10 protein-coding genes are annotated in these 12444 nt (G+C 68.2%); 7 read left to right on the top strand and 3 right to left on the bottom strand.

Translation table 11 applies throughout. The features are described 5' to 3' along the window. Positions 1-45 precede the first annotated feature (45 nt). Complete coding sequence (locus tag ACSQ89_RS12420; RefSeq protein ID WP_436296618.1) at positions 46-1518, top strand: ATP-binding protein; 1473 nt, start codon at positions 46-48, stop codon at positions 1516-1518. Here the strand turns inward: ACSQ89_RS12420 and ispF are convergent. Both ispF and ispD read right to left on the bottom strand, forming a co-directional pair. Then, positions 1509-1994, bottom strand: a complete 486-nt coding sequence (gene ispF / locus ACSQ89_RS12415; protein WP_093109235.1) for a 2-C-methyl-D-erythritol 2,4-cyclodiphosphate synthase — start codon at positions 1992-1994, stop codon at positions 1509-1511. The genes ACSQ89_RS12420 and ispF overlap by 10 nt on opposite strands. Next, positions 1991-2704, bottom strand: a complete 714-nt coding sequence (gene ispD, locus ACSQ89_RS12410; protein WP_436292541.1) for a 2-C-methyl-D-erythritol 4-phosphate cytidylyltransferase — start codon at positions 2702-2704, stop codon at positions 1991-1993. Before ispD ends, ispF begins: the two co-directional genes overlap by 4 nt. A 102-nt stretch (positions 2705-2806) precedes the next feature. Between ispD and mfd the strand changes: the two genes are divergently transcribed. The 6 genes from mfd (at position 2807) to ACSQ89_RS12380 (ending at position 11215) form a co-directional block, all read left to right on the top strand. Beyond that, positions 2807-6337: a transcription-repair coupling factor gene (gene mfd / locus ACSQ89_RS12405; protein ID WP_436292540.1), complete on the top strand. Its 3531-nt coding sequence runs from the start codon at positions 2807-2809 to the stop codon at positions 6335-6337. Beyond that, entirely contained in the window at positions 6334-7047 is a 714-nt protein-coding gene (gene serB / locus ACSQ89_RS12400) for a phosphoserine phosphatase SerB (RefSeq protein ID WP_093109232.1), read from the top strand. The genes mfd and serB overlap by 4 nt, the downstream gene beginning before the upstream one ends. Positions 7048-7170: 123 nt before the next feature. Continuing rightward, complete coding sequence (locus ACSQ89_RS12395) at positions 7171-8142, top strand: tripartite tricarboxylate transporter substrate binding protein (RefSeq protein ID WP_436292539.1); 972 nt, start codon at positions 7171-7173, stop codon at positions 8140-8142. A 22-nt stretch (positions 8143-8164) separates the two neighbouring features. Further along, positions 8165-8632, top strand: a complete 468-nt coding sequence (locus ACSQ89_RS12390) for a tripartite tricarboxylate transporter TctB family protein (RefSeq protein WP_436292538.1) — start codon at positions 8165-8167, stop codon at positions 8630-8632. A 7-nt stretch (positions 8633-8639) separates the two neighbouring features. Further along, positions 8640-10145, top strand: a complete 1506-nt coding sequence (locus ACSQ89_RS12385) for a tripartite tricarboxylate transporter permease (RefSeq protein ID WP_436292553.1) — start codon at positions 8640-8642, stop codon at positions 10143-10145. Positions 10146-10150: 5 nt separating this feature from the next. After that, positions 10151-11215 (top strand): Ldh family oxidoreductase, encoded by a 1065-nt coding sequence (locus ACSQ89_RS12380; protein WP_436292537.1) that lies wholly within the window; start codon positions 10151-10153, stop codon positions 11213-11215. 4 nt (positions 11216-11219) lie between these two features. On the opposite strand, the gene ACSQ89_RS12375 is transcribed toward ACSQ89_RS12380, so the two are convergent. After that, a complete protein-coding gene (locus ACSQ89_RS12375; RefSeq protein ID WP_093109227.1) occupies positions 11220-12407 on the bottom strand; it encodes a PLP-dependent aminotransferase family protein in 1188 nt (395 codons plus the stop codon). Positions 12408-12444: the final 37 nt, after the last annotated feature.

Here is a 12444-nt window from a genome sequence, read left to right as displayed (position 1 = left end):
ACGACACAGCCGAGCCCTTTCGGCGAAGACGGTCCCCAGGTCACCTTGCCGAGCCCGCTGGAGGGCCTTGGCCAGTCCAGGCGCCGCCCCAGGCTGCAGCTCGGCCTCAGCCTCTTCTGGCGCACCTTCTTCCTGCTGGTGCTGCTCCTGATCGGCTGCACGGTCGCCTGGCTGCAGACCTTCCGCGCGCTCGAGTACGAGCCGCGCGCCATCCAGACCGCGCACCAGATCGCCTCGCTGGTGAACCTGACGCGGGCGGCGCTGGTGTATTCCGACGCCATCACGCGCGTGTCGCTGATCAAGACCCTGGCCGACCAGGAAGGCGTGCGCATCCTGCCGCGCGAGCCGAACGACCGTTTCGTCCCCTACACTACCGGCGCGCTCGACCAGCGCGTGACAGAAGAGCTGATCGACCGGCTCGGCGAAGGCACGACGGTGGCCAGCCGCGTCAACGACGAGCCCGGCCTCTGGATCGGCTTCACCATCGAGAGCGACATGTACTGGCTGCTGCTCGATCCCACGCGCTTCACGCGGCTGGGCGGGCGCACCTGGCTGGTCTGGCTGGTCACGACGATGATGCTGTCGCTGGCCGGCGCGGCGCTGATCACGCGCCTCATCAACCTGCCGCTCAAGCAGCTGTCGCGAGCCACGATGCAGGTGCGCGAGGGCGAATACGAGGCGCACCGGCTCGACGAACGCGCGCGCACCAACGAAATCCGGGCGGTCAACGTCGGCTTCAACCGCATGGCCGACCAGCTCGCCAAGATCGAGCAGGACCGCGCCGTGATGCTGGCCGGCATCTCGCACGACCTGCGCACGCCGCTGGCGCGCCTTCGGCTCGAAACCGAGATGAGCGTGACCGACGAGGACGCGCGCGACCACATGGCGGCCGACATCGCGCAGCTCGATGCCATCATCGACAAGTTCCTCGACTACGCGCGCCCCGACCACGTCGACTTCAAGCCAGTGCTGCTGCGCGACGTGATCGATGCCTGTACCTACGCGGTGCAGGACCACGAGGACATCCGCATCACGGTGGACGTGCCGGCCGACCTGCGCGTGATGGCCGACGAGGTCGAGCTCCAGCGCGTGATCTCGAACCTGATCGAGAACGCGCGGCGCTACGGCAAGACACCGTCCACCGGCGTCGCCGATGTCGCGATCCAGGCGCAAGCGCACAACGACGCCGTGCTCATCAAGGTGCGCGACCACGGCGCCGGCGTCGCGCCCGCCCTGCTGTCGCAGCTGAGCAAGCCCTTCTTCCGCGGCGACGTGGCACGCACCTCGGCTGCGGGCGCCGGACTGGGCCTGTCGATCGTGACAAAAAACATCGAGCGCATGGGCGGTACCTTCGCGCTGACCAGCACGCCGGGCCGCGGCCTCGCGGCCCACATCCGCATGCCGCGAGCCGCTGCGGTCAAGCCCGAAGCCTCGGCCGCGGCGGCCCACATCCGCATGCCGCGAGCCGCTGCGGTCAAGCCCGAAGCCTCGGCCGCGGCTAACAACCCTCAGCGGTGAAGCAGCGCGACGGCGCGCGCTTCCATCGCCCGGCCTTCACCCACCGGCCCGAGCTTCTCGGCGGTCTTCGCCTTGACATTGACCTGGTCGACCGAGATCTCGAGCGCGGCGGCGATGCGCGCGCACATGGCCGGGATGTGCGGCGCGAGCTTGGGCGCCTGCGCGATCACGGTGCTGTCGACGTTGCCGATCTGCCAGCCCGCCGCACGCACGCGGCGCGCGGCCTCGGCCAGCAGCGTGGCGGAATCGGCGCCGCGGAACTGCGGATCGGTGTCGGGAAAGTGCCGGCCGATGTCGCCGAGCCCAGCCGCGCCGAGCAGCGCATCGGTGATCGCGTGCAGCAGCACGTCGGCATCCGAATGGCCGAGCAGGCCGGTGCTGTGGGGTACCTCGACGCCGCCCAGGATCAGCTTGCGGCCTGCCACCAGCTGGTGGACGTCCCAGCCCTCGCCGACGCGAACATTGAAAGCAGTCATGGTTTTACGGAGCGCCGGCTGTGCAGAAGCGCCTCGGCCAGCGCGAAGTCCTCGGCATAGGTCAGCTTGAAATTCTGCGCGCTGCCCGGCACGAGGAGCGGCGTGAGCCCGACCGCCTCGATGGCGCCGGCCTCGTCGGTCACCGCATCGCCGGCGCGCTCCAGCGCATCGAGCAGCATGCCGATGCGGAACATCTGCGGCGTCTGGGCCAGCCACTTGTCGGCGCGGGTCAGGGTGCTCGCCACGCGGCCCTCGGGCGAAGCGACCTTGAGCGTGTCCGGCAGGCGGTGCGCCAGCAGGCCACCGACGGCGTCGTGTTCGCAGGCCGCAATCAGGGCCTCGATCTGCGTCGGCGTGACCAGACAGCGCGCGGCATCGTGCACCAACACCCAGTCGTGCGGGCCGGCGCCGAGCTGGCGCAAGGCCATGAGGCCATTGCGCACGGTGGCGGCGCGTGTCGCGCCGCCCACATGCAGCAGATGTTCTCCCTCGGCCGGGAAACGCGGCAGCGCCGCAGAAACCTCGCGATCTTCGGGCGACACCACCAGCGCAACGCCCGCAAAGCGCCCCGCAAGCGCGCGGAAGGCATCGAGGGTGTGGCGCACCATCGGCCGGCCGGCGATGCGCTGGTACTGCTTCGGGCCCGTGCCGCCCGCACGGCTGCCGGAGCCCGCACAGGGGATCAACACGAAAAGACGGGAAGCGATCATGGGGTCCGGCAACCTGCAACGGCAAAAAGGCAGCCATTCTAGAATCGGCCTTCACACCCCTCGCCGGCCGGCGCGGGGTGTTCTGCATTTCTCCAACACTTCATGGACCTCCCCCAACTCACCGCAGGCAAGCGCTTCACGCTGCCGCGCCCCCCGCTGTCGGCCGATGCGCTGCTGCTGGCACAACTGGCCGAACGCGAGAAGGCGGCAGGCCGCGCCACCGCCGTCTTCACCGCCGACGCAAACGACGCGCAGCGCCTGATCGACGAAATCGCCTTCTTCGCGCCCGAGTTGCGCTGCGCCCTCTTCCCGGACTGGGAGACGCTGCCCTACGACAACTTCTCGCCGCACCAGGACCTGATCAGCGAACGGCTCGCCACCCTCTGGCGCATCAGCCAGAAAGAGGCCGACGTGGTGCTGGTGCCCGCGACCACGGCGCTCTACCGGCTGGCGCCGCCCGCCTTCCTGGCCGGCTACACCTTCCATTTCAAGAGCGGGCAAAAGCTCGAGGAGTCCAAGCTCAAGGCCCAGCTCACGCTGGCCGGCTACAGCCACGTGACGCAGGTCGTGAGCCCCGGCGAGTACGCGGTGCGCGGCGGGCTGATCGACCTGTTCCCGATGGGTTCGCCAATGCCCTTCCGCGTCGACCTGTTCGACGACGAGATCGACTCGATCCGCAACTTCGACCCCGACACCCAGCGCAGCCTCTACCCGGTGCCCGAGGTGCGCCTGCTCCCGGGCCGCGAGTTCCCGATGGACGACGATGCCCGCGCGCGCTTTCGCAGCCGTTGGCGCGAACTGCTCGAGGGCGACCCGACGCGCAGCCGCATCTACAAGGACATGGGCAACGGCGTCGCCACTGCTGGCATCGAGTACTACCTGCCGCTCTTTTTCGAAGAGACGGCAACGGTGTTCGACTACCTCGGCGCAGACACCACGGTGGTGCTGCACGGCGAACTCGAACCCGCCTTTCAGCATTTCTGGCAGGACACAGGCGAGCGCTACCGGCTGGTGCGCGGCGATCCGGAACGGCCGGCGCTGCCACCGGAGGCGCTGTTCCTCAATGCGGAGCAGTTCTATCAACGGGCGAAACCGCTGGCGCAGCTGGCGATCAGATCCACCACCGTTCGCCCTGAGCTTGTCGAAGGGCTCGCCCCGGCTTCGACAAGCTCAGCCCGAACGGACTATGTCGAATTCGACCACTTGCCGCCCTTCGCCGTCGTCCGCGGCGCCGACGACCCGCTGGTCAAGCTCAAGGAGCACATCCGCACGACGCCGCACCGCGTGCTGCTGATCGCCGAGAGCGACGGCCGGCGCGAGAGTCTGCTCGACTTCCTGCGCGCCAGCGGCGTGAGCCCGCCCGCTTTCGACTCACTGGCCGAGTTCGAATCCTCGCCCGACGAGAAGATCGGCATCGCGACCGGAGCGCTGGTCGCCGGCTTCGCCTGGCGCGAACAGGGCATCGACTTCGTCACCGAGACCGAGCTCTTCGCCACCGCGCCGGCCACCCGTCGCCGCAACAAGAAGCAGGAGCAGGTCAGCGACGTCGAGGCCCTGATCAAGGACCTGAGCGAGCTCGCGATCGGCGACCCGGTGGTGCATTCGGCCCATGGCATCGGGCGCTACCGCGGCCTGATGCACATGGACCTGGGCCAGGGCACCGACGCCGACGGCAAGCCGCTGCTGCAGGAGATGCTGCACCTGGAGTACGCCGACAAGGCCACGCTCTACGTGCCGGTCTCGCAGCTGCACCTGATCAGCCGCTACACCGGCGTCAGCGCGGAAGAAGCGCCGCTGCACAAGCTGGGCTCCGGCCAATGGGAAAAGGCCAAGCGCAAGGCCGCCGAGCAGGTGCGCGACTCCGCCGCCGAGCTGCTCAACATCTACGCCCGCCGTGCGGCGCGCGAAGGCCATGCCTTCCGTTTCTCGGCCGCCGACTACGAGGTGTTCGCGAACGACTTCGGCTTCGACGAAACCGCCGACCAGAAGGCCGCGATCCATGCGGTCATCCACGACATGATCTCGCCGCAGCCGATGGACCGGCTGGTCTGCGGCGACGTCGGCTTCGGCAAGACCGAGGTCGCTTTGCGCGCCGCCTTCATCGCGGTCACCGGCGGCAAGCAGGTCGCCTTCCTCGCGCCCACCACGCTGCTCGCCGAGCAGCACTACCAGACGCTGATGGACCGCTTCGCCAAGTGGCCGGTCAAGGTGGCCGAGATGAGCCGCTTCCGCTCGACCAAGGAGATCAATGCGGCCGCCAAGGGCCTGGCCGACGGCAGCGTGGACATCGTGATCGGCACGCACAAGCTGCTCTCGCAATCGGTCAAGTTCAAGAACCTGGGCCTCTTGATCATCGACGAGGAACACCGCTTCGGCGTGCGCCACAAGGAGGCGATGAAGGCCATGCGCGCCGAGGTCGACGTGCTCACGCTCACGGCCACGCCGATCCCACGCACGCTGGGCATGGCGCTCGAGGGCCTGCGCGACTTGAGCGTGATCGCCACCGCGCCGCAGCGGCGGCTCGCGATCAAGACCTTCGTTCGCAACGAGGGCACGGGCGTGATCCGCGAGGCCGTGCTGCGCGAGCTCAAGCGCGGCGGGCAGGTCTACTTCCTGCACAACGAGGTCGAGACCATCGAGAACCGGCGCCAGAAGCTCGAACAGATCCTGCCCGAGGCGCGCATCGCCGTCGCCCACGGCCAGATGCCCGAGCGCGAACTGGAGCGCGTGATGCGCGACTTCGTGGCCCAGCGCTACAACCTGCTCTTGTGTTCGACCATCATCGAGACCGGCATCGACGTGCCGAGCGCCAACACCATCGTGATGAGCCGCGCCGACAAGTTCGGCCTGGCCCAGCTGCACCAGCTGCGCGGCCGGGTCGGCCGCAGCCATCACCAGGCGTACGCCTACCTGATGGTGCCCGACACCGAGGGCCTCACCAAGCAGGCGGCGCAGCGCCTCGACGCCATCCAGCAGATGGAAGAGCTCGGCTCCGGCTTCTATCTCGCGATGCACGACCTCGAGATCCGCGGTGCCGGCGAAGTGCTGGGCGAGAACCAGAGCGGCAACATGATGGAGATCGGCTTCCAGCTCTACAACGAGATGCTGGCCGAAGCGGTTCGCTCGCTCAAGGCCGGCCAGGAGCCCGACCTGCTCGCGCCGCTCTCGGTGATCACCGAGATCAACCTGCATGCGCCGGCGCTCCTGCCCGAGGACTACTGCGGCGACGTCCACCTGCGCCTATCCTTCTACAAGAAGCTCGCGACCGCGAGGACCTCCGACCAGATCGACACGCTGCTGGAAGAAATCGTCGACCGCTTCGGCAAACTGCCGCCGCAGGCGCAGACGCTGATCGACGTGCATCGGCTGCGCGTGCTGGCGCGGCCCTACGGCGTGGTCAAGGTCGACGCCGCGCCGGGCGTGATCCACATCACCTTCAAGAAGGACCCGCCGATCGACTCCATGAACATCATCGCCCTGATCCAGAAGAACAAGCACATCAAGCTCGCAGGCAACGAAAAGCTGCGCATCGAACGCGAGCTCAAGGAGCCCAAGGACCGTGCTCAGATGGTGCGCGACGTGCTGCGCAGCCTCGGACAACCTAAAACACAACAGGAAGCGGCAGTCGCATGAGCGCCATCAAGGAAATCTCCCCCGGCCTCCTCGTGCGCGGCATCACGCCGCCGCTCGCGCTGGCCGACTTCAAGCTGATTGCCTTCGACATGGACTCGACGCTGATCAACATCGAGTGCATCGACGAGATCGCCGACGCGGTGGGCAAGAAGGCCGAGGTCGCCGCCATCACCGAGGCCACGATGCGTGGCGAGATCAAGGACTTCAAGGAGAGCCTGCGTCGCCGCGTCGCACTGCTGCAAGGCGTGCCGGTCGATGCGCTGCAACAGGTGTACGACCAGCGCCTGCAGCTCAACCCCGGCGCGGCCGAGCTGGTCGCAGCCTGCAAGGCGGCGGGCCTCAAGGTGCTGCTGGTCTCGGGCGGCTTCACCTTCTTCGCCAACCGCGTGAAGGATCGGCTGGGCCTCGACTTCGCGCGCTCCAACCTGCTCGACGAGGCCGACGGCCGGCTCACCGGCCGCGTGGTGATGCAGTCGTGGGGCGACATCTGCGACGGCGCCGAGAAGCGCCGCACGCTGCTCGAGGTCGCTTCCCTGCTCGGCATCTCGCCGGGCGAAACCATCGCCGTCGGTGACGGCGCCAACGACCTGCCGATGATGGCCGAGGCCGGCCTTTCCGTGGCCTACCACGCCAAGCCCAAGGTGCGCGAGCAGGCCATGGTGGCCATCGACGACGGCGGACTCGACCGGCTCCTGGAAGTGCTGCGCTGAGGCGCTGCCGGAAACCGGTTTCCCCCTACGGCAAAAGCGGCTTGCGATGTCCTAGGGTTATCTTCAGTTTCGCGGCCGGCGCCTTGGGTGCTTGAATGACCTTCCAACAACGAAGGAGACGAGATGAAGCGCCGCCAGTCCCTCGCTGCCATGGGTGCAGCCGTTGCCGCCGTGGTCTTTCCCGGGCTCGCCCACGCGGCCTATCCCGAGCGCCCGATCACGCTGATCGTGCCCTGGGGCGCCGGCGGCGGCACCGATGCCGTGGCCCGCATCATCGCGGCCGAGCTCGAGAAGGAGCTCAAGCAGCCGATCAACGTGGTCAACCGCACCGGCGGCAGCGGCGTGGTCGGCCACCAGGCGATCGCCTCGGCCGCGCCCGACGGCTACACCCTGGGCATCATCACGGTCGAGATCGGCATGATGCATCACGCGGGCCTGACCCAGCTCTCGGGCGCCGACTACACGCCGCTCGCGCTGATGAACTTCGATGCCAACGCGATCTTCGTGCGCACCGATTCGCCGATCAAGAGCGCCAAGGAACTGCTCGATGCCGCGCGCGCCGCCCCCGGCAAGCTGAAGGCCAGCGGCACCGGCCAGGGCGGCATCTGGCATCTGGGCCTGGCGCAATGGCTGGTCGACAACAAGCTGCCCGGCAATGCGATCGCCTGGGTGCCCAGCCAGGGCGCCGCACCGGGCCTGCAGGATCTGATGGCCGGCGGCGTCGACGTGGTGTCGTGTTCGCTGCCCGAGGCGCGCTCGCTGATCGACGCCGACAAGGTGCGGCCGCTGATCCTGCTGGGCTCCAAGCCCGACGGCATCTTTCCCAAGGTGCCGCTCTACACCGACGCTTCAGGGAAGATGTGGAACGCTGGCGCCTGGCGCGGCATCGCGGCACCCAAGGGGCTGCCCAAGGACATGACCGACCGCCTGGCCGGAACGCTCAAGAAGATCTTCGACGGCAAGGGCTACCAGGACTTCCTCGCCTCGCGCGGCTTCGGCGCGCTCTACGCCGACCGGGGCGAATTCGGCAAGTTCATGGCCGAGAAGGACGCCAGCTTCGGCGTCGCGATGAAGGCAGTGGGCATCGCCAAATAGACGCTAGACGCGACCCGGTCCGATGCGCATTCATGACAGCCTGATCGGCGGCGTGCTGCTGGCGCTGGCCCTGGCCGTGCTCTGGCACATCCAGGGCTTTCCGCCCGCCTCCGGCCAGAACTACGGCCCGGCCGTGTTTCCGGGACTCGTCGCCTGCGGCCTTGCGCTGTCGTCGGCGGTGCTGATGTGGCAAGGCCTGCGGGCGCACCAGCCGTGGCTTCGGCTCGGCGAGGGCATGCGTTCCCCGCGCCATCTGGCGGCCTTCGTGCTCGCCATCGCCGGCATGGTGTTCTACATCCTGCTGTCGGAGAAGCTGGGCTTCGTGCTGTGCAGCGTGCTGGTGCTCTTCGTGCTGCAGTGGGCATGCGGCGTGCGGCCGCGCATGGCCATACCCGTGGCCATCGTCGCGACGCTGGTCATCCACGCCTGTTTCTACAAGCTGCTCAAGGTGCCCTTGCCCTGGGGTCTGCTGCAGCGCTGGGCATGGTGAGGGGCGACTGATGGATTCCGTTCTGCTCGCCGTACAGATGGTCGCCACGCCGACCGTGCTGGTCGTGATGCTGCTGTCGGGCCTGTTCGGCATGTTCGTCGGCGCCGTGCCGGGGCTCACCGCCACCATGGCCACGGCCCTGCTTGTGCCCATCACCTTCTTCCTGCCGCCGGTGCCCGCCATCGCGGCGATCGTCACCGCCACCGCGATGGCGATCTTCGCGGGCGACATTCCCGGCGCGCTGCTGCGCATTCCGGGCACGCCGGCCTCGGCCGCCTACACCGACGAGTCCTACGCGATGACGCGCAAGGGCCAGGGCGAGACCGCGCTCGGCATCGGCCTGGTGTTCTCGTGCATCGGCGGCCTGTTCGGCACCGCGGTGCTGATCGTCGCCGCGCCGGCGCTGGCCGAGGTCGCGATCAAGTTCAGCTCCTTCGAATATTTCTGGCTCGTCGTGCTGGGCCTGACCTGCGCGGTCTTCATCACCAGCGACACGCCGCTCAAGGGCCTCATCACGCTCTTTCTCGGCCTGCTGATGGGCTGCGTCGGGCTGGAGAACCCCGCGGGCCATCCGCGCTTCACTTTCGGCAGTGCGGACCTGCTGGGCGGCCTGAGCCTGATCCCGGCCATGATCGGCATGTTCGCCATCTCCGAGATCCTGCGTTTCACAGTGACCACGGACCACATCGGCAGCTTCACCAAGCAGATCGGCTCGGTCTTCGCCGGCATGGGCGGCCTGATGAGGAAGTACGCCAAGCAGACCCTGCGCGGCAGCGCGCTGGGCACGGCCGTCGGCATCCTGCCCGGCGCCGGCGCCGACATCGCGGCCTGGATGTCCTTCGCGATGAGCAAGAAGCTCTCGAAGGAGCCCGAGAAGTTCGGCACCGGGCATCCCGAAGGGCTGGTCGAGGCCGGCGCCGCGAACAACAGCGCCCTCGCCGGCGCCTGGGTTCCGGCGCTGGTGTTCGGCATTCCGGGCGATTCGATCACGGCCATCGTGATCGGCGTGCTCTACATGAAGAACATGAACCCCGGGCCGATGATCTTCATGAACAACCCGCACAGCGTCTATGCGGTGTTCATTGTCTTCATCCTCGCCAACCTGCTCATGCTGCCGCTGGGCTGGGCCTGCATCAAGGCCTCGGCGCGCATCCTGCGCCTGCCGCGCAACGTGCTGATGCCGATCATCCTGGTGTTCTGCCTGGTGGGTTCCTTCGCGATCAACAACGCGCTCTTCGATCTCTGGATCCTGCTGGGCTTCGGCGTCGCGGCCTGGCTGCTGGAAGAAAACGGCTTCCCCGTCGCGCCGGCCATCCTCGGCATGTTGCTGGGCAAGATGCTCGAAGAAAACTTCATCACCTCGATGATCAAGTCCGACGGCAGCTGGCTGCCCTTCGTCGAGCGGCCGATCGCCGCCGGCCTGGCGATCTTCACGCTCTTCGTCTGGGTTGGTTCCGGCGCCATGGCCTGGCGGCGCCAGCGGCAACGGATGCAACTCGCCGCAGCCACCTGAAATCCATGAACGACACATCCATCCGCTACGACGCCGCCGCCCTCACCCGATTCGCCGCGCAACTGCTGCAGCATGCCGGCCTGGCGGAAGCCATGGCGCATACGGTGGCCGACACGCTGGTGCAAGGCGACCTGCTGGGCCACGACACGCACGGCCTCGCGCTCCTGGCCGGCTATGTGAAAGAACTCGAGGCCGGCAGGATGACGCGCGATGGCGCACCGGTCGTCGTTTCAGACCGTCCCGCTGCCGTCCTGTGGGACGGCCAGCGCCTGCCCGGCCCCTGGCTGGTGCACCAGGGCCTGGACCTGCTGGTGCCGCGCGCCCGCGAGCTGGGCACCGCCTCGCTCGTGATCCGCCGCAGCCACCACATCGCCTGCCTGGCGGTCTACCTGCTGCGCGCGCTCGAGGAAGACATGCTGCTGGTGCTCGCCTGCTCCGACCCGAACGCCGCCAGCGTCGCGCCCTTCGGCGGCACGCAGGCGGTGTTCACGCCCAATCCGCTGGCGCTGGGCTTTCCTCTCGGCGAAGGCGGCGTGATGGTCGACATCTCGGCCTCCATCACCACCAACGGCATGAGCAACCGCAAGCACAAGGCCGGCGAGCTGTTCGACGAGGAATGGCTGATCGATGCGCAGGGCCGCCCGAGCAGGGACCCCGCGGTGCTGTTCGCCCAGCCGCCCGGCACGCTGCTGCCGGTGGGCGGCCTGAGCCACGGCCACAAGGGCTATGGGCTGGCGCTGCTGGTGGAGGCGCTGACCGCCGGCCTCGCAGGCCATGGCCGCGCCGACGCGCGCGAAGGCTGGGGCGCGACCGTGCACCTCACGCTGCACGATCTGCAGGCCTTCGGCGGCAAGGCGGAGTTCCTCCGGCAGATGGACCATCTGGCCATGCAGTGCCGCGGCAATGCACCGATCGATGCGACCAGGCGGGTGCGCGTGCCCGGAGAACGCGGGCTGCAGCGGCGCGCCGAGCAGCTCGACCAGGGCGTTCGCCTGCACCCGTCGATCGCGCCCTCGCTCGAGGACGCCGGGCAGCGCTACGGCCTGAAGCTCGCCGACGCGCTGCGGTGAGGGCTCAGAGCGCGGCGCCGAGGCGCGCGATGCCCTCTTCGATCTTCTCGACGTTGGCAGTCGCAAAGCTCAGGCGCAGCGTCGCCACATCGGGCTTCTCGGCAAAGAACGGCGCGCCCGGCACGAAGGCCACCAGCTTCTCGATCGCGCGCTGGGCCAGCACATTGGCATCGGCCAGCTTGCCGTTGGCGCCCGTGAGCCGGGCCCAGAAGAACAGGCCGCCGCCCGGCTGCTCGAAGGCGATCGCGTCGCCGAGTTCGCGTTTCAGTGCCGCGCCCATGGCCTGGGCGCGCTCGCCATAGACCTTGCGCACGTGCGCCAGCGTGTCCGGCATGCGGCCGCTCTTCAGATACTGCGCGGCCGTCGCCTGCGCGAAGGTGCTGGTGTGCGCATCGCTGAACTGCTTGCACATGGTGGCCTTCGCGAGCAGCTCCGCCGGCGCGATCATCCAGCCGATGCGCAAGCCCGGGCTCAGTACCTTGCTGAGGCTGCCGCAATGCGCCACGAGTTCGCGGCTGCCCGGCACTTCCTTGGTGAGCGACATGATCGAAGGCGGCGGCGCCTTGCCGAAGTACAGGTCGCCGTACGGGTCGTCCTCCACCATCAGCGTCTGGTACTTCACCGCCAGCTCCAGCACTTTCTTGCGCCGCGCCAGGCTCAGCATCGCGCCGCTCGGGTTGCCGAAGGTCGGAATCAGGTAAACGAACTTGGGCTTGTGCTCGGCGATCAGCTGCTCGAGCTTGTCGACGTCGACGCCGTCGGCATCGATGGGTGCGCTGATCAGTTGCGCACCGTAGAGGCGGAAGCACTGGATGGTGGCCAGGAAGGTCGGGCCTTCGACGATCACCTTGTCGCCGGGCGAGATCAGGGTCTTGCCGAGCAGGTCCAGCGCCTGCTGGCTGCCGGTGGTCACGATCAGGCCTTCGGGCGCGACCTCGACGCCCTTGCCCTTCATGAAGGCGCTCAACTGCGTGCGCATCGGCTCGTAGCCCTCGGTCGCGCCGTACTGCAAGGCACCGCCCGGCTCCTCGGCCAGCGCCCTGGCACTCGCATCCTTCAAGCCCTCGACGTCGAACATCGCGCTGTCGGGAAAACCGCCCGCGAAGCTGATGATGCCGGGCTTGCCCAGGAGCTTGAAGAGTTCGCGGATGGCGGAGGTTTCGACGTTGTCGAGGCGGGTGGCGAATTGCATGAGAACCTTCTGCGGATGAGGTGACGCCCGCCATTGT

It is taken from the genome of Variovorax sp. LjRoot175 (assembly GCF_964253805.1).
Taxonomy (GTDB): domain Bacteria; phylum Pseudomonadota; class Gammaproteobacteria; order Burkholderiales; family Burkholderiaceae_C; genus Variovorax.
Note: the sequence above shows the minus strand (reverse complement) of the source record. Positions and strands in the feature narration are given on the sequence as shown.

Bases quoted from the DNA above. Each gene is read 5' to 3' on its own strand.
- ispF (WP_093109235.1), bottom strand. From the start codon at position 1,994: ATGACTGCTTTCAATGTTCGCGTCGGCGAGGGCTGGGACGTCCACCAG.
- ispD (WP_436292541.1), bottom strand. From the start codon at position 2,704: ATGATCGCTTCCCGTCTTTTCGTGTTGATCCCCTGTGCGGGCTCCGGC.
- mfd (WP_436292540.1), top strand. From the start codon at position 2,807: ATGGACCTCCCCCAACTCACCGCAGGCAAGCGCTTCACGCTGCCGCGC.
- serB (WP_093109232.1), top strand. From the start codon at position 6,334: ATGAGCGCCATCAAGGAAATCTCCCCCGGCCTCCTCGTGCGCGGCATC.
- ACSQ89_RS12395 (WP_436292539.1), top strand. From the start codon at position 7,171: ATGAAGCGCCGCCAGTCCCTCGCTGCCATGGGTGCAGCCGTTGCCGCC.
- ACSQ89_RS12390 (WP_436292538.1), top strand. From the start codon at position 8,165: ATGCGCATTCATGACAGCCTGATCGGCGGCGTGCTGCTGGCGCTGGCC.
- ACSQ89_RS12380 (WP_436292537.1), top strand. From the start codon at position 10,151: ATGAACGACACATCCATCCGCTACGACGCCGCCGCCCTCACCCGATTC.
- ACSQ89_RS12375 (WP_093109227.1), bottom strand. From the start codon at position 12,407: ATGCAATTCGCCACCCGCCTCGACAACGTCGAAACCTCCGCCATCCGC.